21 protein-coding genes are annotated in these 22,772 nt (G+C 45.3%); 9 read left to right on the top strand and 12 right to left on the bottom strand.

Features of this window, described 5'->3' with window-relative positions; genetic code table 11:
* Nucleotides 1–2 precede the first annotated feature (2 nt).
* From L3C95_RS06830 to L3C95_RS06810, 5 genes are all read left to right on the top strand, one after another.
* Complete coding sequence (locus L3C95_RS06830; RefSeq protein WP_236386071.1) at nt 3–1,025, top strand: zinc-dependent alcohol dehydrogenase; 1,023 nt, start codon at nt 3–5, stop codon at nt 1,023–1,025.
* A 10-nt stretch (nt 1,026–1,035) separates the two neighbouring features.
* Nucleotides 1,036–1,719: an HAD family hydrolase gene (locus L3C95_RS06825; protein WP_236386070.1), complete on the top strand. Its 684-nt coding sequence runs from the start codon at nt 1,036–1,038 to the stop codon at nt 1,717–1,719.
* 6 nt (nt 1,720–1,725) lie between these two features.
* Nucleotides 1,726–2,892, top strand: coding sequence for an MFS transporter (locus L3C95_RS06820; RefSeq protein ID WP_236386069.1), 1,167 nt, complete (start codon nt 1,726–1,728; stop codon nt 2,890–2,892).
* A gap of 32 nt (nt 2,893–2,924) precedes the next feature.
* Nucleotides 2,925–3,986: a PLP-dependent aminotransferase family protein gene (locus L3C95_RS06815; RefSeq protein WP_236386068.1), complete on the top strand. Its 1,062-nt coding sequence runs from the start codon at nt 2,925–2,927 to the stop codon at nt 3,984–3,986.
* Nucleotides 3,987–4,394: 408 nt separating this feature from the next.
* A complete protein-coding gene (locus L3C95_RS06810) occupies nt 4,395–4,871 on the top strand; it encodes a Dps family protein (protein WP_236386067.1) in 477 nt (158 codons plus the stop codon).
* 90 nt (nt 4,872–4,961) lie between these two features.
* Here L3C95_RS06810 and L3C95_RS06805 read toward each other — a convergent pair whose 3' ends face one another.
* Nucleotides 4,962–6,569: a sigma 54-interacting transcriptional regulator gene (locus tag L3C95_RS06805; RefSeq protein ID WP_236386066.1), complete on the bottom strand. Its 1,608-nt coding sequence runs from the start codon at nt 6,567–6,569 to the stop codon at nt 4,962–4,964.
* Nucleotides 6,570–6,746: 177 nt separating this feature from the next.
* On the opposite strand from L3C95_RS06805, the gene L3C95_RS06800 reads away from it, so the two are divergent.
* Genes L3C95_RS06800 through L3C95_RS06790 form a run of 3 tightly spaced genes read left to right on the top strand, consistent with a single transcriptional unit; the run spans nt 6,747 to nt 9,248 of the window.
* The gene (locus L3C95_RS06800) at nt 6,747–7,157 is read left to right on the top strand and encodes an OsmC family peroxiredoxin (protein ID WP_236386065.1); all 411 of its coding nucleotides are present in this window, start codon (nt 6,747–6,749) and stop codon (nt 7,155–7,157) included.
* Nucleotides 7,154–8,536 (top strand): alginate export family protein, encoded by a 1,383-nt coding sequence (locus L3C95_RS06795; RefSeq protein WP_236386064.1) that lies wholly within the window; start codon nt 7,154–7,156, stop codon nt 8,534–8,536. The genes L3C95_RS06800 and L3C95_RS06795 overlap by 4 nt, the downstream gene beginning before the upstream one ends.
* A gap of 4 nt (nt 8,537–8,540) precedes the next feature.
* Entirely contained in the window at nt 8,541–9,248 is a 708-nt protein-coding gene (locus L3C95_RS06790) for a M17 family peptidase N-terminal domain-containing protein (RefSeq protein WP_236386063.1), read from the top strand.
* 49 nt (nt 9,249–9,297) lie between these two features.
* Here L3C95_RS06790 and L3C95_RS06785 read toward each other — a convergent pair whose 3' ends face one another.
* From L3C95_RS06785 to L3C95_RS06745, 9 genes are all read right to left on the bottom strand, one after another.
* Nucleotides 9,298–10,152 (bottom strand): helix-turn-helix domain-containing protein, encoded by an 855-nt coding sequence (locus tag L3C95_RS06785; protein WP_236386062.1) that lies wholly within the window; start codon nt 10,150–10,152, stop codon nt 9,298–9,300.
* Nucleotides 10,153–10,264: 112 nt separating this feature from the next.
* On the bottom strand, nt 10,265–12,640 hold the full coding sequence (locus L3C95_RS06780; protein WP_236386061.1) for a GAF domain-containing protein: 2,376 nt from the start codon (nt 12,638–12,640) through the stop codon (nt 10,265–10,267).
* 75 nt (nt 12,641–12,715) lie between these two features.
* The gene (locus L3C95_RS06775) at nt 12,716–13,165 is read right to left on the bottom strand and encodes an ASCH domain-containing protein (RefSeq protein WP_236386060.1); all 450 of its coding nucleotides are present in this window, start codon (nt 13,163–13,165) and stop codon (nt 12,716–12,718) included.
* Nucleotides 13,137–15,239, bottom strand: a complete 2,103-nt coding sequence (locus L3C95_RS06770) for a GNAT family N-acetyltransferase (protein ID WP_236386059.1) — start codon at nt 15,237–15,239, stop codon at nt 13,137–13,139. Before L3C95_RS06770 ends, L3C95_RS06775 begins: the two co-directional genes overlap by 29 nt.
* Before the next feature lie 116 nt (nt 15,240–15,355).
* On the bottom strand, nt 15,356–15,733 hold the full coding sequence (locus tag L3C95_RS06765; protein WP_236386058.1) for a VOC family protein: 378 nt from the start codon (nt 15,731–15,733) through the stop codon (nt 15,356–15,358).
* Between the two features lie 95 nt (nt 15,734–15,828).
* A complete protein-coding gene (locus L3C95_RS06760) occupies nt 15,829–16,647 on the bottom strand; it encodes an AraC family transcriptional regulator (protein WP_236386057.1) in 819 nt (272 codons plus the stop codon).
* Between the two features lie 69 nt (nt 16,648–16,716).
* Nucleotides 16,717–17,823, bottom strand: coding sequence for a hypothetical protein (locus tag L3C95_RS06755; RefSeq protein WP_236386056.1), 1,107 nt, complete (start codon nt 17,821–17,823; stop codon nt 16,717–16,719).
* 8 nt (nt 17,824–17,831) lie between these two features.
* Nucleotides 17,832–18,491: a hypothetical protein gene (locus L3C95_RS06750; protein ID WP_236386055.1), complete on the bottom strand. Its 660-nt coding sequence runs from the start codon at nt 18,489–18,491 to the stop codon at nt 17,832–17,834.
* Complete coding sequence (locus L3C95_RS06745; RefSeq protein ID WP_236386054.1) at nt 18,469–19,023, bottom strand: RNA polymerase sigma factor; 555 nt, start codon at nt 19,021–19,023, stop codon at nt 18,469–18,471. Before L3C95_RS06745 ends, L3C95_RS06750 begins: the two co-directional genes overlap by 23 nt.
* Before the next feature lie 123 nt (nt 19,024–19,146).
* Here L3C95_RS06745 and L3C95_RS06740 point away from each other — a divergent pair, with 123 nt between their 5' ends.
* Nucleotides 19,147–20,112, top strand: coding sequence for a hypothetical protein (locus tag L3C95_RS06740; RefSeq protein WP_236386053.1), 966 nt, complete (start codon nt 19,147–19,149; stop codon nt 20,110–20,112).
* On the opposite strand, the gene L3C95_RS06735 is transcribed toward L3C95_RS06740, so the two are convergent.
* Nucleotides 20,109–20,747: a response regulator transcription factor gene (locus L3C95_RS06735; protein WP_236386052.1), complete on the bottom strand. Its 639-nt coding sequence runs from the start codon at nt 20,745–20,747 to the stop codon at nt 20,109–20,111. The genes L3C95_RS06740 and L3C95_RS06735 overlap by 4 nt on opposite strands.
* A complete protein-coding gene (locus tag L3C95_RS06730) occupies nt 20,737–22,719 on the bottom strand; it encodes a sensor histidine kinase (protein WP_236386051.1) in 1,983 nt (660 codons plus the stop codon). The genes L3C95_RS06735 and L3C95_RS06730 overlap by 11 nt, the downstream gene beginning before the upstream one ends.
* Nucleotides 22,720–22,772 lie beyond the last annotated feature (53 nt).

Genomic DNA, 22,772 nt, shown 5'->3' with positions numbered 1-22,772 from the left:
CCATGCAAGCTATCGTTTATCACGGTCCCTGGAACATTCAACTGGAAGAACGGGAAGACCCCGCCATCACATTGCCCGATGAAGTCATCGTAGAGATCCGCGCTACCGGCATCTGCGGCACAGACCTCAGCATCATCTCCGGCGAATATAATGCTAAGGAGAAAGTGATCATCGGCCACGAATCTGCCGGTGTAATTGTTGAAAAAGGCAGAGGCGTTGAAAACTTCAATGTGGGCGACCGTGTCATTATCGACCCCACCTACTACTGCGGTTATTGCGAGAACTGCAGGAAAGGCTTACGTAATCACTGTTTCCTGAAATCAAGGACCGAGGCGGGCGTTTCCATTGACGGTACGTTCACGAAATACTTTAAGACTACGAAACGCTTCATCTATCCCCTGGCAGATGATGTACCTTTTGAACAGGGCGCCATGTCAGAGCCACTCAGCTGTGTGCTAACGGCGGTGAAGAAGCTGGCAGTCACTCCATTCTATAATGTAGCCATTCTGGGCGGTGGTCCTGTCGGACTATTGTTCTACCTGGCATTGAAACAATACGGTATCCAGGCAGGCACCATCTATGAGACTTCTGCCAATAGAACTGAGCTTATCACCGACAACGATATTCTCACTTCAGGCTGGTACCTGTCTGGTCATTTTGCACCTCGTAAACACCAGTACGACCTGATCGTAGATACGACAGGCAGCATGCTGGAAAAATCGATCGATGCAGTAGCCGATGGCGGAAAGATTGCACTGATAGGACTGCGTAACAATCAGCAGACCATCAATCCGCGTGAGATCACCGACCGCAGTATTTCCATCATCGGCTCCATCGATTCACAAGACACTTTCAAACATGCTGTGGATCTCATCAACGGCCAGGTGCTGGGACTGGAAAAGATCATCACAAAATCATATGGCATCGATGAATTTAAGGATGCTGTATCAGACCTGGGATGTAATGTTGCCAAACGTCAGCGTAACAATGACATTTCCAGTCTGAAATCTGTTATCAAGTTTTAAAACTGCTTTTATGAAGTACATTATTTTTGATATAGATGGCACATTGACCAATACGACAGAGATAGACGATCTCTGTTTTACTAAGGCCATTGCCGCTACTTTCAATTTTTCCGACTTTAATACCAATTACGGACATTACGAGAACACCACCGACTCCGGTATCCTCAACCAGTTATCGCTTGAGCGCAGGAACCGTCCGTGCACCGTTACGGAGATAGAGAACTTCATTGATTGCTTCTGCACATTACTGGAAGCCGCTTATGAAAAACAAGCCAGTCATTTCCGGGAAATCCCCAAAGCAGGAAAGATCATCAGCACACTGGCCCGTAATGAAGATCTGCGCATAGGTCTCGCTACCGGTGGATGGAAACAATCTGCCTTGTTTAAATTGCAGTGTGCCGGCATTAATATTGAAGACTGCAGTGCGGCTTCATTTGCACAGGATGCTTTTGCAAGACGGGATATTATCAGCCATACCATCAATAAGATGAACAAGCGGCATAATGAGTCGCCCGAGCTGTCAGATATTATATATGTCGGTGATGGCAACTGGGACTACCAGGCCACGCTGCAACTTGGCATAAAGTTTATCGGTATTGACAACAAGAAGCTGGCCCACATCAACGACATCATCAAGATCTCGGACTATGACGAACTGGAGCAGCATATTGGCCTTATGACCTTAACCTCGTAACGATTTATGAAAGATCTGACTGTCCATCTTAACCTGAAGCGGTCTCACCGTATTGCAACAAGCGTATTCTTTTTCATCGCCGGACTGACCTACGCCAGCTGGGCCTGCAGGATACATGACATTAAGGCCATCTTCCGGCTGAACAATGCCGCACTGGGAGGTGTACTGTTTGCCCTGCCTATCGGCCTGATGGTAAGTCTGCCGGTATCGGGCTGGCTGGTTACCCGTCTGGGTAGCCGGAAAGTGCTGATCAGCGCCGGATTGTTATTCCCCCTCATGCTTTCTGCGATCGGGCTGGCTTCAGATATATGGCAGTTAGTGATACTATTGTTCTGTTTTGGCTTTATGAATAATGTTTTTGAAATATCCATGAACACACAGGCTGTTGGAATTGAGGCATTATATGGCAGGTCCATTATGGCTTCTTTCCACGGTCTGTGGAGTTTAGCAGGTTTTGCCGGGGTAGGGCTCGGCACTATCGCTATCAACATGGAGCTGCCGGTGTTACAACATTTCATTTTCATCTGTATCATCTGCTGGGCATTGGTGTTGATCTTCTATCGATACCTTTTGCCGGCGGATGAAGTTTCCGACAGTTCACAACCCATCTTTGCCAAACCAGACAGCAGCATTCTTAAACTCGGATTGATCGCATTCTGCAGCCTGGTAACAGAAGGTACCATGTTCGACTGGAGCGGTATCTATTTCCAGAAGACAGTGCAGGTACCTGAACACCTCACTACTGCAGGATATATTGCCTTCATGAGCACCATGGCCGGCGGCAGGTTCATTGCCGACCGCTTTGTTACAAGACTGGGTGCAAAAAAAGTATTACAGATCAGTGGTATGCTAACCACCTCCGGTTTATTGCTGGCGATCTGTTTTCCCTTCCTTGTCACTGCCACTATTGGATTTCTCCTGGTGGGCATCGGCGTATCTTCTGTAGTACCGCTGGTGCTGGCGTTGGCGGGTAAGTCTAAAACACTGGCCCCCGGTGTTGCCATTGCCGCAGTATCTACGGTCGGATTCCTGGGTTTCCTGCTGGGGCCTCCGATGATCGGTTTCATTTCCGAAGCCACAGACCTGCGCTGGTCTTTTGCCATCATCGCAGTGCTGGGTTCAGGTATTACCTTACTGGCTTCACAGGCAGGTAAGATCTCTGAAGAGAAATAGTTGTATTTTTGGCGGTCCAAATCCTCAGCTCCATGATATCGCTAAGTTCAAATTACCCGGTACTTGCCGACCAGCAGGCCGTATTTAAACCCATTACTGACAGGCATTACTCAACGTACAATGAGTGGTTTACCATCAAACCCGCCGCCGGCAACCAGGAAGACAGGCAGGTGGCGGCCGGATGGATTTCGCGTAAGGGACCCGCTGTTAGTGAAGATCGTATATTCATGGCCATTTCCGGTCATCAGGCTATTATCGTGTCACTATTAGCTGCTTCTTTGCAGGGAAAGGCCATAGCGGTGGATGAGTTTACCTATTCCAATTTTCTGACCATTGCCCGACTGCTGAATATACAGCTGATCGGCTGCAAAACCGATGAAAAAGGGATGTTACCATCGGCACTGGAAGCAGCCACGGCACAGCACAATGTGAAGGCCATCTATATTATGCCTACCATCAACAACCCTACTGGTGTCGTTATGCCTTTGGAACGCCGCCTGGAACTGATCGATATTGCCCGTAAACACGGACAGATCATCATTGATGATGATGCCTATGGTTTCCTGGAAGACAATCCTCCTGCCAACTTCGCACAACTGGCGCCTGATCTTGGCTGGTACATTTACAGCCTGTCCAAACCTTTTGCGCCGGATGTTAAGGTAACATTCATTGCGGCTCCCGAACAATACCGGGATCAAATCATCATGATGCTGAAACTGACTTCCAGCAATCCTTCCACTTTCTTTACCAGGTTTGTGTCGGCAGCTATTACCAGTGGAGAACTGGAAAACCTGATCCGGGAAAAACGTATTGAAGGTAACAGCAGGCAGGTAAAAACAAGAGCGGTGCTTTCGGGGTATGAGGTATACGGACATGACAATGGTTTTCACTGCTGGCTGAAACTGCCGGGTGGTATTACGGCTGCGTTCCTATATGCATCGCTGTTGAAGAAAGGAGTGGAAGTTATGCCGGGTACTATCTTTGCCGCACCGGGTGTTAATGCAGGCGAGTATATCAGGATAGCGATGGGGGCTGAACGGGATATGAACAGGGTGACAGAGGGGTTGGAGATTATCAAACAGCTGATCGGATAAATTATTCAACGCTAAGTAGCTCCGGTTTCAGTATGGGATGTCGGTCGGCGCCTCTCTGGATGTCGATTTGGCGTTGTCAAGCGAATAGGGTTTGCATACCGATTGGGCAGCACTTGTCGTATCGACGGAGAGCCGAAGGCCCGACATTCCCATCTGAAACCGGGTGCTACTTTCGCTCTCCCTATGACTGTTTATATCGTTTCCTTACTATGGCCCTGAAACTTTTTGCTGTTGTAGGCTTTACTGTAGCTACTCGCGCCGTCCCCTATCCTGTTTATAGCGTTTCCTTACTATGGCTCTGAAGCTTTTTGCTGTTGTAGACTTTACTGTAAATGATGTGTTAATTATTGCCGGAAGAATTTAAAGCAATAAGAATGTTCTACCTTAGCAGCATTAAACAAGCGATATATGAATACGAATATTGGTATTACAGAAGCAAACAGACAGCATGTGGCTGACCAACTGGCTAAATTACTGGCTGACGAGTTCTTACTTTATACTAAGACCCGTAACGCACACTGGAATGTAGAAGGACCCGATTTTCACTCCATGCACCTGTTCTTTGAGTCACAGTACGAAGAGCTGGATGAGATCATGGATAGCGTAGCTGAAAGGATCCGTGCTATCGGTCACTACCCGCCGGCTACACTGAAAAGATTCCTGGAACTGACCCACCTGACCGAATACAGCGAAAGGACCAATGATAGCCTGGGCTTCATTAAAGAGTTACTGGGAGATCACGAAAGTATTATCGAGTTCCTGAGGGGTAACGTTGATGCATTTGCAAATACTTATAAAGATGCAGGCACCAGTGATTTTATCACAGGACTGATGGAAACGCATGAGAAAATGGCCTGGATGTTACGTGCGCACTACCGCAAATAATTACCAACCTACTCTCTATAAAAGGAATCCCGCGGCTGCATGCTGCGGGATTCTCATTTATATACTAGCAGTTATGTATGTAAATGCTGATCAGGATATCAGCGTTTCCTTTTTGATACCTAATTTCTTTATCCTGGAATTTAAAGTAGATACACGTAGCCCCAGTACTTCTGCAGCGCCACCAGGTCCAAACACTTTACCATTACATCTTTTCAATACTTCGACAATATATTCCCGTTCCATTTCCGCCAGTGTTTTAGTATAGTCTTTTTCTTCCTTCACAGTATTCTTATAGATCACAGGCAGATCTATTTCCCTGATAACATTGCCGTTTGTGAGCAGCACACTTCTTTCGAGCAGATGTTCCAGTTCCCTGACATTGCCCGGCCAGTCATAACTCATCAGCTCTTTCATCGCCTTGCTGGAAATGCTCATTTCCTTACGGCCTGCGTTCCTTGAATATTTTCCTACGAAGTGATTGGCCAGTGCAGGAATGTCTTCCTTCCGTTCGCGGAGTGGAGGAAGGGTAATGGGAAATACATTCAGCCGATAGAACAGATCTTCCCGGAAACGGCCTTCCGCTACTTCTTTTTTCAGATTACGGTTCGTAGCTGCAATAATGCGGACATCTACCTTAATCGGGCCTTTACCCCCTATCCGTTCAATCTCCTTCTCCTGGATAGCTCTTAGCAGTTTTACCTGCAGATCTACCGGCATCTCTCCTATTTCATCGAGGAACAAGGTGCCTTTACTGGCCAGCTCAAATTTTCCGATGCGGCGTTCTGTAGCACCGGTAAAACTGCCTTTTTCATGTCCGAACAGTTCACTCTCTATCAGGCTGGCTGGCATAGCGGCACAATTCACCTTTACCATTAACTTATCTTTCCTGGGAGAAGAGTTGTGGATGGCACGGGCTACCAACTCCTTGCCGGTGCCTGTTTCGCCCAGGATCAGCACCGTACTGTTAGCATAGGCCACCTGTCCCAACAGATGGAACATTTTCTGCATAGCTTCACCTGTCCCGATAATATCGCTGTAAGTGTATCCGGTAGCACTAGCCTCTTTGAAATAATGGTTTTCTTCCTCCAGTTGCTGCTTATACCGGTTGATCTCTTCCATCTGCTGGATGTTTGCTACAGCCAGTGATACCTGCCCCACGATCTGCTCCATAATGTCTCTGGCATCCCTGGTAAATGCCCCATGTGTTTTGGCATAAAATGAAAGCACTCCCAGTTGTATATTATCGCAGATAAGTGTGATGGCGGCTATTTCCTTAATGCCGGCTTCATGCTGAATAACAATATGTGAAGGCGCATTACCGGCGGCCACCAGTTCATCCAGATCAAATACGACACTACCTTCCGTTTCCAGCACCTTGTTATATACTCCATCCTGTATAGGATAGGTAAGAGTGATCAGGTCTTTGTATTGCCTGTGGTGCTGAGCGGTGGACTGACTGTCCACCAGGAATGTTTTCCAGTGTTTTCTATCCTCACAGATCAGGGTAACAGTGGCATGCGAGAAGGCAAACAACTGACCAAGTGTCTCCCTGATCATTGACATCAGACCCGGTTTATTTTTTATACGGATGATCTCTGCACTCAGCGAGAGTAAGATCTCCTGCTGCCGTATCTTCTTTTCCAGCGCTTCCTGCTGATCCGAAGTGTGAGCAGTTGTTTTATGAGTTGATTTCGCCATGGCCTGTAATTAGAAGTGCTCCGGATCAAAATTACTTATTTCTGCTTTATTGGAAATGTACAACACTTGTCATGATTTGTTGATCTGGCAATCTGCTTCTTTCAGATACCTTTGATAACAGAACGTTGTTAAGACAATCAACCCGACATCATACATCAATTAAATCTATCATGCTTTATGAAACATCACGCTACTGCTGTATGGTCTGGCCCCGGGAAGGAAGGGAACGGCGTACTCACAACTGAAAGTAATACGCTGGATGAGCAATTGTATTCTTTTGACAGCCGTTTTGGCGACGCTCCCGGCACTAATCCCGAAGAGCTGCTGGCAGCAGCGCATGCAAGCTGTTACACTATGAAACTCAGTTTTGTATTAGGAGAGGCGGGGTATGTACCCAACATCATCAGAACAACTTCTTATGTAAGTCTTATTAACGGCGCCATTACAGAGTCACATCTGATCGTAAAAGCTGATGTTCCTAAAATAAGTAAAGCATTATTCGAATCCTGTATCAAAGATGCGGAGGCTAACAGTCCTCTGAGTATGGTACTGAAGGCACGGGTCCGGGTAGAATACGAACTGACATGAATAATAAGATCATATTTCTTTTTATCGTTTCTTTTTGCCTGCGGCTGCAACCGCTGGCAGCACAGCAGTTCAAACTGCTGCGTTACAATGAAGATTATTCCTATCTCAATAAAGACAGTTCCCGGAACTGGCATAGTAAGATCAAATACTTTCCGCTCTTCCATAAAGACCATTATTACATTTCCTTTGGTGGTGAAGCCCGTTATGAATATGCTGCCACGAGTCATGAAGACTGGCAGAAAAATGGTGAAGGAAACAATCACGTTTTATTACAGCGTTACAATCTGCATGCAGACCTCCACCTCGGGCCATCAGTCAGGGTGTTTGCACAGCTGAGCAGTGCGTTGGAAAGTCTCAGTAAACTGGATCCCCCTCCGGTGAATAAAGACGAGTTGAACGTGCAAAATCTCTTTGTTGATGTACGGCTCAAAACATGGGAAAAAGAGAAACGGTCTGTTACCGTCAGAGCAGGCAGGCAGGAACTGGACTATGGTACCGGCAGACTGATATCTGTGCGGGAGGGCACGAACGTACGCAAATATTTTACCGGAGGAAAGATCATGTACAATGCACCTTCCTTTGGTGCAGATGTCTTTGCCATGATGGATGACGAAATAAATCCGGGTGTCTTCGATAATCAACCAACGCATGAAATCAATCTGTGGGGAGCATATTCCTATGTGATCATTCCCGGGCAGGGAAACCTCGATATGTATTACCTGGGGTATCATAAAGATGGCGCCACCTTTGAAGAAGGCACCGCGAACGAAACACGGCATACGGTGGCTGTCCGGTATTGGAAATATGGTGGCGGTTTTATCTACAACCTCGAATCCGCCTATCAGTTCGGCTCCTTCGGCGATGGTCATATCAGCGCCTGGACTACCGCTATTGACATTGGTTATTCCTTTGAAAATACATTGTATAAACCCTCCATTAACCTGCGCAATGATTACATCTCCGGCGATAAAAAGCCGGGGGATGGCCGCCTGGGCACCTTCAACCCCATGTATCCGAAGGGAGGGTATTTCGGGTTCAATCCGCGCATAGGGCCTGCCAACCTGATAGACCTTCATCCTTATGGTACGCTGACTTTCAGCGAGCGGTTCTCTGCGCAGGCAGATGTAGTGCTCAACTGGCGTTATGCTACGGGCGATGGTATTTACAGGCCCAGTGGTTCCTTTAATGTACCGGGTGCAGGATCTGACGAAAAGTATATAGGTACCGCTTATCTGCTCAGTGCAGAATATGTGTTCAGTAAGTTCATCAAACTGAGTTGCGGCGCTCAATACTTTGATACAGGGGCCTTCATTGATCAGCAGCTCACCTCTTCCGTTAATTCCTTTTTTATCAATACACAGTTATCATTTAAGTTCTGATCACATGAAAACATTAAAAACAAACCTGGCGGGATTATGCTTCTTTCTACTATTTGCTGCAACCATGCAGGCGCAGGACCTGCCAGCTATCGGGACGTCCGGTATTGCGGGTAAAGCCGCCGGTATTGCGGTAGAAGTAAAGGTTCAGAGTCCTTCGGCACAGGTCACTCCGCTGCAGATCGCCTGTGTGTTCGAATATACAGAAGGCGATATCACCAATCCTCCTGCCCTGCCGGCGCAATTGAATGGTATGTTACACCTCGACGAAGCATTACACGGCATCATTACTGAATTGCGCAAGAGTGGCAAGTTTACAGGACATGCATTTGAAACATTGCTTATCACGCCTCCTCCGGGCACTATTCCTGCAAAGCAGTTGTTGCTCGTAGGACTTGGCAACAGAAATACGTTCAATGCAGATATCATGTATACGGTAGGTAGTATCGGTATGAGAGAAGCATTACGACTGGGCGTAAGCGCTTACTCACATGCCAGCGATATTAAAGATGCAGGTATTGATTCTCCTACAGCCGAGGTAGCGGAGAATGTGGTGAAAGGAGCGCTGGATGCGTACAACACACAGTTACATCTGAAAGGGAAAAAGATGGCGAGGTTCAAGCCACTGGTAAAGTTGACGTTATTGTCCGGCCCTGCTTTCTATGCACCGTCATCAGCAGCCGTTAAAACAGCACTGGCAGCATATGCGCAATAAGAGATCTTATTCCGGAAGAAACGGCATACAGCTTCTTCCGGAGCAGATCTTACACAGTCTCTACCAGGCTGTGTTTAAACCGGGTGAAGTTCATGCCGGTCTTGGATTTAAAAAATTTACTGAAATGCGCCTGGTTGTCAAACCCCAGGTCAAACGCGATCTCTTTCAGGCTACAGTCAGAATACAGCATGCGGCGTTTTGCTTCCAGGATGATCAGTTTGTGGATCTGATAGCTGGCAGTGAAGCCTGTTACTTTCTTTACGGCGGAATTGAGGTAATTAGGTGTAACGCTTAAAGCATCTGCGTAGTCGGCTACTTTTTTCCTGGTGACGAATTGCTGTTTCAGCATTGTCATAAACTTTCTCGCAATCTCTCCTTCTCTTGATACTACCAGTGTATTTCCTACCATTCCCAGTTCCCTGGAAAGATAGATCATGAACACATTGAGCAGGCCAGATAATACTTCAGAACGCATCCACAGATTATTCTCACACTCGCGTTTCATTTTCCTGACCATTTCCTCCAGTTCTTCCTGCATAGACTCGTCGGCCCGGAAACTCAGTAACTGCATGTTGAGGATAGATTCTTCAAAAGAGGACATCATCTCCTTGAGATTAGGGGCCAGATAAAGAGAGTCGGGCGGGAAAGAAAGATAATAGCCGCTGGCGGAATGATCGAGTTGAAATTTCCTCAATTGGCCGGGAAGAAAACAGTAGATCTGTTGTCCGCTTACCGCATTGCTCTTCCCATCAGCCTCTATTATACCGGCGCCATGTTTGCACCACAGGATCTCGACATTTTCCAGTTTAAAGGCCTGCCGGCCATCAAGCATATTAGCGGCGGCCGATCCGAGGGTATAGATTTCAATCCGGGGTCCGGGTAATTTTGCTTCGTTGTGGCTCATGACTGACGAGTTTGATTCAGCTATATTAGGCAAGATGGATGCCATCTGCATAAACGAATAAGAATCAGTCATTTAGACAAATATCCAGCCCAAAAATTATGGCGACATTTCGCTAATTAGTGAGCCTTACTTTCGACATCTCGTCAAAATTACCGGGGGTGACACCTACCCTGAGTGCCCTCAATCCTGCCAATCCCTGGAGGTCTTCCAGTTCAAGTTCTTCCAGATCGTCGTTCAGGGTTCCTTTTTCCTGCAGGTAATGAATAAAGGGAAGGTAGTCTTCAATGTCCTTGCGGTCGAAGTAGATCAGCACGATCTTATCCGGCTGCGTCAACCGTTCTTCGGAATGATGAATATGTACCTTATCGATCCTCTTTTTAATCATCTGGTACCGGATATTATAGGCCCCCTCCACATCAAACTTTCTTTCATCGGCCCTGAAGCTGATATCGATCGTATGATTGTGTACGAAGATCAGCTGTGTGGTACGCAATGGAATAGGCATTTCCGGCAGTAAAGCAGCAGTCAGCTGTGCCACTGCTGCCATAGAAGACAATTGCCATAAGCGCAGGTTCTTCAGGTGGAAGTGATTGAATGGATGATTGGGAGCAAACGCCTGTCCGATATAGATATCGTATTCCACTCCGTCTGTCCTGAACTTTTCAAAGTAGCAGGGGTAGGATCTTTGCAGCTGGTCTTTCTCTGATTCAAAATAGTTATTGACCACATTATTGATCATCTGCATGGACAGTTCCAGCGCATGTTTGTTGCCATATACATTGCTATTGAACTTTTCCAGTGCCAGCATATAACCTGTCAGCAGTTCATTATTACCGTTATGCTTTGACAGATGCGTCAGGTAAGGTGTTGTCTCTTCCTTGAAGAAGGTCACCAGTTTATTCTCGTCGCTGCCATTCAGCTGTTCCTGTTTCAGTACTTCTTTCCATTTACTGCATTTATAGATCATCTCTTCCTGCAATACAGACTGATGTTGCAGCTGCAAAGCAGTTAAGGTGTTCATGAGCAGGCTCAGATGGCTATCCAGGTCGGATATAATGGCTTTATTCCTTTCAAGAGTGGAGTTCCGGATATCCACGGCGCCATATAGCGGAAATACATCATTGAAATGGATCGTTTCTGCCTTTTCGGGCAGGCCTCGTTTTCTGTCATGCAGATAGTGCCAGGCCACCTCATTAAATTTCCACTGTACTGATGGTTGTATAGAGGTAAATTTCTCTTTGATGATATTTTCTATCTCAAGATTAAATTCGTCAATATAAACCTGCATCAGGCTTCCCAACGCCGCCAATGCAGGCTCCAGCAATGAAACGACTGTTTCATCAAAAGTATTATTCTCCCATGTATGCATGGCCACTACTCCTACCGGCTGACGGTTGTAAAACACCGGCAGCAAAGCAAGAGACCTGACCTTCAGTTTCCGGAAATGATCCAGGAAAGGGATCTCTATTTCTTTCGGACCAAAAATATCTTTAGAGAAAAAAGAGTTCGGATTCGAGAAATAACCTTTTGCCTGTTTACGGAAAACCTCCGGCGACAAGCGCTCGCCCCATACATCGAACAGGATACCTGTTCCACCTTTCCGATATCCGTATACGGGTTCATTGTTCACCGTTACCAATGGAAACAGATCAAATTCTATCGTCTTATTTCTTACTATTGTTTTCAGGGACTGGATCACATGCTGATAGCTGGTCTCATCATTATCCGGCGTTCTGGCTAGTCTGACACTTTCTATATTCTCAACAGCCTTCTCGGCAGTAACATCTGATATTGTCACCATCGTTATGCCTCTGAACCGGAACATCGATAGGGGCATCATCTTTTCAAAGACGCCATATCCTTCCTCTTCGGCCAGACGTACAGACAACTCTGTAAAGTCGGGGGTTGGCAGTTCGCCGACAGGCTCTACCTGCAGGAAATCAGTATTGATATGCACGGCAAAATATTGCAACAGTCCTGTTTCGGTATTCACACCTGCATGGTATTGCTCTACCGGTACGGGAATACGGAAATTGTACAGCCGCTGTAAGATGAAAGAATACACCAGCTGTAATCTGTTCTGATGGTACTGTTCGGGTGTTTTGGTCACTACATACTTATCCTGATCCGCTACTGTTCCATGCATTAACTCGAACAACATTGCAGTACCGTAAAAAATAACCGGCTGGAAAGGGAAGCCAAGTCCCCAGGCCACCTCATTTTCATCTGCCAGTGGCGGGGACAGGCAGACATACATCTGTTCCAGCAACTCTTCGTATTCATGAATGTTCTCAAGCGTAAGGTCAAGATTCTGCACATTATGCTTTTCAAACAATGCCAGTGCATTCTTATATATACCAGCCTTGGCCGTTTTCTCTCCTGCTACCCGCCTGCGCAGATAGTCGATGAAGGGATTAAAGGAAATGGCCGCGTCCAGCGGTAAAGGAAGGCCTTTGTTGCCGGAAAGGTCCAGTATGTTCTTTTTCATGGCGTAGATCTCTTGGAGCGTTTGATACAAATTTAGGGAACATCGCTAAATTCAAGCGTGTATCGGGGTCAACCGTCAGGCACAGGACTGTTCTCTTTCTTTGCCTTGTAAGTCCAGATATTGTTCAAATACCTGATTATCGTAATACCGGAATGTCTGGGGAGGACTAAACCGCGGAAATCTTTGCTTAATCGTATCCAGACTTATATCATCATTCAGCCTGCAAATCTCCCTTAATGAGATACCCACTGCGGTATTTACATTTCTATAATATTCCTGGAAACGTTTTTCATCGATACCAAGACGACTCTGATGTTCAAGCCATAATTGTTGTGGTGCCATCTTAAGAATCTTTTCCACGCGACAGTAACCTATTACAGCTTTAACGGGTAAGGTACAATATACTATCACCATATCTCCTGGCTCAACACTGGGTGTTGCCTTGCGTAGTTCAATTGATTTCTCTCCATTAAAAATCTTCTCTGCGAATTCCGGCTTAATTGATATCAGCATTACTTTGCTCATGTGTCGACTGTTGACTAAGCTTATAAATTTCGTTAAATACCTCTTTGCTGACTTCCACGGGACTAGCGAAAGAGTTGGGAAGTCGACCACATTTTTCCATCACAGCACATATTTTTTTGAAAGATATAACCTTTTTAAATACTTCCGTGTCACTAAACCGGATAGCTTTAATTTCCTTATAAGCATTTCCTCCGGTCATTTTAATGATATCCGACCATTCGTAAATACCAAAGTTTTTGAATCTTTGGTACAAACTCTTCGCCTCTCCTGTATAAACCTCATCCATATAAGAACATGCGACTATCCCTCCATTCCGATCTATGGCAGAAAAGGGGTCTTCACTAACATACCACAAGATCCTTGCCGGTGCCTTTTCCGATACAGGTTTTACGCTCCTGTAATAGATATTTTCTTTACTCCATGCTAGTTCTGCCCGGGAGCCAAATAAACTCTGGCTACTAGCGAAATGGTCAAATAACTGAGAGGCCCAAAGGGATTTTATGGGAATTATATAAGTAGGAATGTTCGGGTCAACGAACTTCAGGGGCCATAACCTTCTCTCCACCTGCAACATTAAATCGTCCAAAACACCTTTATCTATCTTTTCCACGCGATCCCGGACATGTTTAAGTTCTCTACTGTTGTCAATTACCCAAGGATTCCTTAATACATCATCGAATAGATACTGTCCTTCCAGGACTATTTTATCCCAGCTGTCCCCTTTATTTTCAAAACCAAATGCCTGCAATATTTCGCTTTGAATAATGGTAAGCTTATCCTCAGAAATACGTATCAGATACTTCTTTTCCTTAAGCGCCAGCTGGCATATATCATATAGCAACTGTTGAAATAAAACATCCTGAATTTTACCTTTTCTAGTTCTTATTATCCTTATCAGGGCATGATCATTCTGTAAACACGCCGCAAATATTCCCAGGCAATTCCCCTGAGGATCCTTTACTATTTTTACGGTATTGTTGTTCACATCTACGGCAATATCCGAAAGAAGGCGATGAAAGTGAGGCTTTTTCTCCTTCATGCCTGGCTGCCAAAATACATCCACCAGTTGGTTAATATCATTTACGCTAATCTTATTATAATCATACCTCGCCCCTGCCACCCTGTAAGTCGCATAGTCTTTAGAATTTAGTAAATGATCTGTGAAAAGAATAAAATCCAATGGGCGCAATATCCTGACATTATAGGCATTATAAATTTCTTCACTTTTATCAAGGATGCCAGTATCCATTGTGATAAAATACTTTAATCCACTGGCAATACATTCAGCCATCTGCAAACGGTCAGATAAATCGTTCTCTGATACACCTATCATAATAGCCTTTAATTCTTCGAAAATTATATCTCTCTTATGCGGTTTGAAACGCACCATCTCAAATGCGGCTATAAACTTCCTTGTATTCGCAGCTCGTTCTTTGTCAGCGTCGCGGTTTATTTCATTATAAATTTCCTGCGCATAGAAATATTCTACTTCGTCTTCCAGCCAATCAGCCTGCAATGACATTGCCTCAATGTTCTCAGAAGAATGTTCGTCCCTAAGCTTGATAATTATATTGGAATCAAGCAATGCCTGTATTTTCTCCGTTTCTAATGATGTGGATGAAAATAGATCGTTATTTCCGAAATCATATCTCCATTTTATCAGAGACTTATTATCATTATTTCTCCCGCGTTTTTCTCTTACCGGTTTAAAGCCATACTTTTTCCAAAATCCGGAAGCTGCTTTATAATCCTCCCGGCAAGTAAGTGTAATTCCTTTAACCTGATATTGAAATTTGTCTCTCAGAAAATCAACTAATCTGCCAGCAACCCCATTGTTTCGGTAGTTGCTGTCAATACATAAATGAGTAATAGAAATTAGCTGATTACTACGAATAATTCTAAATAGCAGATATCCTACCAACCTGTCAGCGTCAATTGCACCCAAAATGCAATTTTTGCCTGCGTGTTCATAAAATGCCCCATCGGGGAACATTCCCAATGTCCGCGCATTTTTCCTTCCCATGACAATAACCTCCTCTAACAGAGGATCTGTTCGTAAAATATGCTTAATCATTTAACACCTTATAAGATTAACCAAAAAATGAACATTTTTTAGTGGTCATGGGGAGAAAGTCAATGCCCTAATTTACTACTTTTTCAATAACATTACTTTTACATAATTAATTATTTCTATCCTCTAAACACCGTCTCCAGCAATATCCCCGTTGGCGTACGCAGGAAAATCCGCCGCTGACCTATATCCGGCAGATCCATAGATGAGAACTTTATTTTCAGATCGGTCAGCCTTTGTTTAAATCCCTCATAATCTTCCATAAAAAAAGCGGTATGATCAATAGCTTCTGCTGCAGCATTCCCATTTCTGTCATGATAAAATGAACTGGGTATAAGATGTACCAGCGGAGTATCTTTCCAATAGAGCCAGTGTCCCGGCATAGCCCTGGCAATAGCCGCAGGTCTCGGGCCTTCCACAAGATTAAAAACCTGGATGAAAAAATCCCTTGTTTCCTCCAGATGATCTGTTCGCAGCGTTGTATGGTCAATGTGCATAACCGTGGCATTTTAATTGTCCTGCAAAGTTGAGATGATGCTAAGGCAGGAAAATTGAACGAAACAATGATTATCCTGTACAAACTGAAGATAGGTCAAAGTGCCTGTTGCTGTTTCTTAAACGCAGAAGGCGTCTGATTGAAATAGGCCTTGAATGACCTGTTCAGATGGCTCTCATCACTATATCCGAATTCCTCCGCCAGCTGAGATACTGTTTTATTCCTTTCCACCAGTTGCTGAGCGATCAGTTTCAATGCGTATTCCTGCACGTACTTTTTGTAGGGGCAGCCGGTAGCGTTTTTAAAATACTGGTTAAAGTAACTTTTGCTGATGAGGAAGGTGTCTGCCATTTTTTGAACAGAAAGCAGGTGCTTGTCTGCGATATGTTGATGAATATAATTGAGGATAGACTGGATCTTGTCGTCTTTGGCTGTGGCGGTATGCTCGCCTTCGTCTTTGACGGTGAGCGCCATGATGAGGGACAATGCATTTTTGATGATAATATGCTGGTAAGCTGTTTCTTTCCGGTGTTCCGCGATGATCAGTTCCATCAGTGGTACGATCTGTTGTTTATTATTGCTTGTTGCAGACAGTTTACGGTAGGGTGAGGACAGCCGGTTAAAAAGCGCTTTAAACCTTGCATCCTGCAGGAAATCATGGAAGAAGTCTTCATGAAACTTTACAAAGCAGATAGCGGTTCTCTCCTGAAAAATAAAGAAGTGACTGTCCTGTGGGGCAAGAATGAACAGATCTCCCTTTCCATAGTTATAACCGTGCCCGTTGATCGTATGCTGCCCTTTTCCCCGCATGATATAAAGCAGTTCATAGTGGGTATGCTTATGCAGGGGCATAGGCCACTTATCGGTGATCACATAGTCGATTTCCAGCTGCTGTGTAAGGTTCCTCGTATACATAAGCGAAAATTACGGGAATTCCCGTAATTCTCTGTTTTCGTGCTAGCCGGTCGTATTTGAGGCAGACCACTAAAAGCTTTGTATTAGTCTTATACCGGGCGTAACGCCTTTAAAGAATTCATGAAAGTACAGGACAGGTTCAATTTTTGTTTTTCCTTCAAACAGCGACATCCGTCCTATACCTGCCCGGAAGGTATGCTTTTCAAAATAGTCCCCGCTGCGGTGGATAAGATAACTCACCGAGAAAACATACTGCAGGTAAGGCTCCTTTTTCTCCACTTCTTTTCTTCCTGGTCCACCGCCGTATACCAGCGTCAGGAAATCGTTGCGGTAAGTTTTCACCCGGCCCTCACTGTCCTTTCCGAAGAAGAAGTCAGGTTCCCAGTAGGCGCCTATTTCACGCGTTTTTCCACGGTTGCCCATGGTGCCTGTTATGATGGTAACACCCAGGCTGAAAGATGGTACAAAGTAGTTTTTGTAGTTCTGGATGGCCACAGATGGTGTGAAGGCCAGATAGTCGCCGTGCGTGTAAATGGAGCCCGCTGATGATTTGGACGATATGTTATAGTCTTTTTTCAGATGCATCATGCCGTTATCACCTCTCACCCAGTTAGTGTACACATTTTCCCTGAGGCTGACCAGGCGTGCCTGCAAACGGCCGTCTGCATAGGTGGTAAGGTCATCCAGATGGTTCACGAAGAAACTGATCCTGTACCGGTGGATAGTTTTTGTGCCGGGAACGGGCACTACACCGATGAAATGGACGGTATCCTGTTCCAGCTTGAGGGCGGCCACATCCTGCTGCTGTACAAGGAAGCTTTTGCCTGCAGGCCGTTCCTGCCTGATACGGATCTTCTTTGCGGCCGGCGGTTCCATTACATAGTCGATGCGTTTTACGGAAAGTTCGTCGGTCAGCGAATCTTTCAGCGGGGTCAGATCTTTCAGAAATATCTTCAGCAGTGAATCGATATTTCCTACACGGGCAAGGTCTTTCATATCTACCAGCTCTATCTGCATTTTATCGCCTTTATCGAGCGCGATGAAAAAACGTTTGTTGATCTCATTAGCTGGCAGGTCAAAGATCCGGTCTTCATTGGCAGCGGGTTTATTTTGCTGGGCATGCACTGTCCCGGTGATGCTCAGTAAGAGCATCAGAAAGTAAATGTTCGTTTTCATGTTGTTAGTTAATTTTTGGGCGAGGAAGTTGTTTTCTGGTTCTTGTCGGCCACTATCTGGCTGGCGAAACCAGCCGGACCGCTAAGACTTATTTTGAATTGTTTGTGTTCAGGATATACATAGGCATTACCAATCACGTCACCACCTACATCATTGATGTGGACCACCCTCATTTTTTTAGGTGCTGCCGCAACTGCTGTCGTTTCTGCCAGTATCGAATCAGGATGAGGAATGGCTTTTATGATTGGTGGTAGTATGGCCATTACGTCAGCAATAGCGGTTGGTTTCCTTTCTTTGACGGCAACCGGTATTTTTTTGGCGAACGTATCCTCCTGAACCAGTATAGCCGGGCGCTTTGCGATAACAGGCACTTCTTTAATATCCGCGTCGTCCTTATCTGCTTTCTTTTTATATGGATTCTCAACATAGGATGCGGGAGGCGTGAGCTGCGTCTGGTGCTCTTGTCTCGTGAAAAAAAGCGTTACACACGCAAGCAGCAAACAAGCCGCTGCCCAGTACCAGATCACTCTCTTTTTAGTCTTTTTTTCGTCCATCCGCTGATGCAAACGGCCCCATGCCACCGCTTTATCAAACGGTGCCTCACCTGGCAAAGCTTCCAGAGCATCCAGTTCACCTATCCAGCTATCACTGTGTTTTTCGTTTGACATACTCAATATTTTGCTGCGTGAGCATTTTTTGTAATAAGGATTTGGCCTTGCTTAACTGTGACTTGGAGGTGCCTTCTGATACTCCCAGCAAGGCGGCTATCTCCGCGTGATTCATACCCTCAATGACATACAGGTTGAATACCGTTCTGTAACCTGCGGGTAATTGTATCACCAGGTTGAAGATCTCTGCGGCCGACAGATTGTTCAGCACATCCTCTTCCAGGGCCATTGTTTCAGCCACATGTTCTGATACCACCACAAATGCGTTCTTCTTGCGCAGGAACATCAGGCATTCGTTGATCATGATCCGCTTCACCCAGTTATGCAGGGCGGCGTCTCCCTGGTAATGCAGGTCCGGCAGGGACTTAAAGAACTTATAAAAGCCATCGAGCAACAGCTCTTCGGCATCCTGCTGATTCCTGACATAGCGGCGGCATACCATCAGCATCCTGTCTGACAACAGGTCAAACAGGTATCGCTGGGCCGCCGTACTGCCTTTTTTAGCTTCTTTTATGAGTTCCGGTATATTCAAGAGAACAGCGGGTTTGTATTTCTATAAATGCAGTTTACAGAGAAAGGGTTGCCTCGTCAAATAAATTTTTCCTGACGGCGATATTATTGCGTTTGACTATCTTTAATGCATATTCCCTTACATATGAAATTTCCAGATAAAAACAACCTGATCGCAACCCTCGTACCGGTTGTATTTGCGTTAATTGTCCGTGGTCTTTTCAGCGAGACCGTGCCAGGCGATTTTTTTAAGCTGATGACCTTTGCCTTCCTGTTCTTTGTCCCTTTCGGTCTCGGCGCATTAGCCATCAAGCTTGCTCCCATTGAAAAGGTATATTCAAGAGCCTACCGTATATGCATGCCATGGCTACCACTCTCTATCTTCTTTATTGTTACAATACTGCTTAAAATTGAAGGTTGGGCATGCTGGATCATGATCATGCCGCTCTTTCTCGTAGCGGCATCCATAGGAGGCTTAATAGCAGGGCACTACAAGATCAAAAAACATAAAAATGAGAAGATGTACATCTCGCTCATTCTATTGCTACCCTTGTTCATCTCTCCTATCGAACAACGCATTGCCAAAATACCTGGCCGCTACAAGGCGGATACCTACATAGATATCCATGCCAATAAAGAACAGATCTGGAATAATGTAACACGCGTAAGAGAAATCAGCGAAGCACAGGATAAAGGATGGTTCACAAGGTTCCTCGGATTTCCCCGTCCGATAAAAGCAGAACTGAACTTTGAGGGACCGGGCGCCTTCCGTAAGGCCATCTTTGATAAAGGCCTGATATTCGACGAAACTGTAACAGATTACCTACATCAGCAGAAAATGAGTTTTACTATTAAGGCAAATCCATATGATATTCCATCTACCACGATGGATGAACATATAGTAGTGGGCGGCGACTATTTTGATGTACTGAACGGCACTTATGAGCTTGAGGCTCTAAACGATCATACATACAGATTACATCTGTACAGTCACTTCAAACTGACCACATCCTTTAACTTCTATGCCAGCTGGTGGGCCGGCTGGATCATGGAAGATATTCAGAATAATATATTACAGATCGTTAAACAGAGGGCGGAACATGGCAATTAGGGTATTAGCTTCAGCTCAATCGCTGCCCTGATCATCGCTGCCACATTTTTGACTTCAAATTTCTGCAAGAGGCTTTTGCGATGCGTTTCTACTGTCAACGGACTTAAATGTAATGTTCCGGCAATATCAGTTGTAGTCATACCATCGGCAATGAGTTGCAGGATTTCTTTTTCCCTTTTGGTCAGCCTGGGAATATCTTTTAATTCATTCACAGAGGGCCTGGACAAGATCTCTTTCACCGCATGACTGAAAGTGAGTTGTCCGTTCAATGCCTCGTTAATACATGATATTAATTCTTCTCCGGAGATGTTCTTCAGCAGGTACCCTGTTGCGCCATTCTGCAACATCTGCAGCACCATACTGCGTTCACTGTGATTGCTCAATGCCAGCACACTGGTATCTGGCGATAGCTTCTTTATTTCCCTGCAAAGATCGATGCCGCTAACATCAGGCAGGCTGATATCCAGCAGCACAATATTTATAGCGTGCCTCTTCAGGAAATGGATAAAGTCTGTCCCTGTGGTAAAACAACCCACAATGCTGATATCGGCCGCATTAACCAGCAGTTTTTGTAGTCCCTCCTGTACAATTGGATGATCATCCACAATGGCAAGTGTGGTCTTATTATCCGACATGTAGTTCTATATTTATTGTAGTTCCTTCGTTGATAACAGATGTAATGTCCATCATTCCCCTCAGGAAGCCTACCCTGTTCCTGATATTACTAAGTCCTATACCCTTTCCGTTGACGGAAGTGTCAAAACCTTTCCCATTGTCTTCCTGAGTGATCAGGAAGGTATCTCCATCCTGGCTGCATTGCAGGATAATATTACTGGCTTCTGCATGACGCATAGCATTTGCCAGCAGTTCCTGTACAATGCGGTAGATGTTTATCTGTGTTTGTTCCGGCATAGACGGTTCAATACCATAAGCCTGAAAATCTATTTTTACAGCAGCTGTCATCAACGATTCACTTAAGTCTTTCAGTGCGGTCTGCAACCCAAACTTCAACAGGTTGGCCGGCATCATATTGTGGGCAATACGGCGCAGCTCTGTCACTGAATCATCCAGCTGGCTGATGGTCTTCCGGAGTTCCCCCTGTTGTTCAGCTGCTATCTTCTCTACCTGGCCTGACAGGTTTATTTTCACACCTGCCAGCATTCCTCCCAGGCCATCATGCAGATCTCTGGCGAGCCTACGGCGTTCCTGTTCCTCCCCCTGTAACACGGCCTGCCCGAATTGCAGGCGTTGTTGTTGCTCAATGTCCTTCAATTCCTGCCGATGGTTCAGTTCTTTTTGCATGAGCAACTTTCTGTTACTACGATAGTACAACAATGCAAATGTGGCCACTATCAGTAAAAGTAAAGTAGTTGAAGCAAGAAGTAATATATATAAACGGCTGTTCTTTGCTGAGAGGGCTGCCTGTTCATTTTTTGCTTTCAGTGTAATGATCTCCTTCTGACTTTCAGCGCGCTGGTACTTTATTTCGAGGTCATTGATATCATTAGCGAGATCACTTTCATGCAGGCTATCGCTCAGGTGTCGGGCCTGTTTCATCCATTCATAGGCAGGCTTCATCTGTCCGAGGCCTGCATAACTCGTTGCCAGTCCCTCATATATTTCCAGTCTGCTGCTGCCGAGCTCCATCACTTCCTCATTACTGGAAAGTTCCAGGAGTTGCTGTTTTGCCGGTTCATATTTTTTATTGGCCAGTAATGCTTTTACCTTATAGAATGAGAGTTCCTGTATCACATAAGCTTTATTAGGTCCCCGGGCAGCCGTTATTCCTTTATTAAAACTAGCCTCTGCCTGTGTATACTGCTGATCATGTAAATAACACAATCCTTCCACCATATAATGCACGGCATACAACTCTGAATCGGGATAGGGAGCAAGCAGTGTTTTTACAGTGGCGACTATTTTCTTCGCCTCATCATATTTCTTCAGGTAGACGTAATTCTCTCCTGCCCTGTTCAGCGCGGCCACTAATCTTGATGGTTGTGTGTTGATAGATTGAAAGATCCTGATAGCTTTATCAAAGTAAGGTTCAGCTTTGTCGTATTGTTCCAGGTTCATAAATGCGAGACCTACACCTACATATTGTGAAGCCACAATAGCACTATCGCCTGCTTTGAGTGCATATGGAATGGCCCTGTTCAGCACAATATCAATGTAGCCCCTGTCATCATCTTTTCTCTGCCGGATGGCTGCACGGTTTATCCATACGTTTGCTCTTGCCTGGTATGCTTCCTTTGTGGCAAAGCTGTTTAGAAGACTGTCTGCGACGGCAAAAGAAGCATCACTCCTGTCGATATCGGAACTATAATAGATATAGCCTTCATGTCCGTAGGAAATAGCCTGCAGGAAGGGGTACTGTTTACTCAACCTACGTGCTTCATCCAGGCATTGCCTGGCCTTTGCCGTATCTCTGGGCACCCAGTAATATACCAGTGCATAATGAGCTCTCGCCTTTATACTGTCGGAGCGTGTATGCTGTAATATGGTTGTCAAGCTATCATAATATCTCTGCTGATCAAGGGGCAACTGTGCTTTGCTACATAAAGAGATTACTACGAATAATGCTACAAGGTTAAGTACACGGATCATGGTGGGTAAAATTAAAGAAATACCTGGAAACAGGTAGAAATAAATCATGGGTT

It is taken from the genome of Chitinophaga filiformis, from assembly GCF_021646545.1.
Lineage (GTDB): Bacteria > Bacteroidota > Bacteroidia > Chitinophagales > Chitinophagaceae > Chitinophaga > Chitinophaga filiformis_A.
The sequence above is the reverse complement of the archived record's forward strand: the minus strand, read 5'-3'. Positions and strand labels throughout refer to the sequence as shown.

Excerpts from the sequence above, each read along its gene's own strand:
- L3C95_RS06830 (WP_236386071.1), top strand. The coding sequence starts at position 3 with ATGCAAGCTATCGTTTATCACGGTCCCTGGAACATTCAACTGGAAGAA.
- L3C95_RS06825 (WP_236386070.1), top strand. The coding sequence starts at position 1,036 with ATGAAGTACATTATTTTTGATATAGATGGCACATTGACCAATACGACA.
- L3C95_RS06820 (WP_236386069.1), top strand. The coding sequence starts at position 1,726 with ATGAAAGATCTGACTGTCCATCTTAACCTGAAGCGGTCTCACCGTATT.
- L3C95_RS06815 (WP_236386068.1), top strand. The coding sequence starts at position 2,925 with ATGATATCGCTAAGTTCAAATTACCCGGTACTTGCCGACCAGCAGGCC.
- L3C95_RS06810 (WP_236386067.1), top strand. The coding sequence starts at position 4,395 with ATGAATACGAATATTGGTATTACAGAAGCAAACAGACAGCATGTGGCT.
- L3C95_RS06805 (WP_236386066.1), bottom strand. The coding sequence starts at position 6,569 with ATGGCGAAATCAACTCATAAAACAACTGCTCACACTTCGGATCAGCAG.
- L3C95_RS06800 (WP_236386065.1), top strand. The coding sequence starts at position 6,747 with ATGAAACATCACGCTACTGCTGTATGGTCTGGCCCCGGGAAGGAAGGG.
- L3C95_RS06795 (WP_236386064.1), top strand. The coding sequence starts at position 7,154 with ATGAATAATAAGATCATATTTCTTTTTATCGTTTCTTTTTGCCTGCGG.
- L3C95_RS06790 (WP_236386063.1), top strand. The coding sequence starts at position 8,541 with ATGAAAACATTAAAAACAAACCTGGCGGGATTATGCTTCTTTCTACTA.
- L3C95_RS06785 (WP_236386062.1), bottom strand. The coding sequence starts at position 10,152 with ATGAGCCACAACGAAGCAAAATTACCCGGACCCCGGATTGAAATCTAT.
- L3C95_RS06780 (WP_236386061.1), bottom strand. The coding sequence starts at position 12,640 with ATGAAAAAGAACATACTGGACCTTTCCGGCAACAAAGGCCTTCCTTTA.
- L3C95_RS06775 (WP_236386060.1), bottom strand. The coding sequence starts at position 13,165 with ATGAGCAAAGTAATGCTGATATCAATTAAGCCGGAATTCGCAGAGAAG.
- L3C95_RS06770 (WP_236386059.1), bottom strand. The coding sequence starts at position 15,239 with ATGATTAAGCATATTTTACGAACAGATCCTCTGTTAGAGGAGGTTATT.
- L3C95_RS06765 (WP_236386058.1), bottom strand. The coding sequence starts at position 15,733 with ATGCACATTGACCATACAACGCTGCGAACAGATCATCTGGAGGAAACA.
- L3C95_RS06760 (WP_236386057.1), bottom strand. The coding sequence starts at position 16,647 with ATGTATACGAGGAACCTTACACAGCAGCTGGAAATCGACTATGTGATC.
- L3C95_RS06755 (WP_236386056.1), bottom strand. The coding sequence starts at position 17,823 with ATGAAAACGAACATTTACTTTCTGATGCTCTTACTGAGCATCACCGGG.
- L3C95_RS06750 (WP_236386055.1), bottom strand. The coding sequence starts at position 18,491 with ATGTCAAACGAAAAACACAGTGATAGCTGGATAGGTGAACTGGATGCT.
- L3C95_RS06740 (WP_236386053.1), top strand. The coding sequence starts at position 19,147 with ATGAAATTTCCAGATAAAAACAACCTGATCGCAACCCTCGTACCGGTT.
- L3C95_RS06735 (WP_236386052.1), bottom strand. The coding sequence starts at position 20,747 with ATGTCGGATAATAAGACCACACTTGCCATTGTGGATGATCATCCAATT.
- L3C95_RS06730 (WP_236386051.1), bottom strand. The coding sequence starts at position 22,719 with ATGATCCGTGTACTTAACCTTGTAGCATTATTCGTAGTAATCTCTTTA.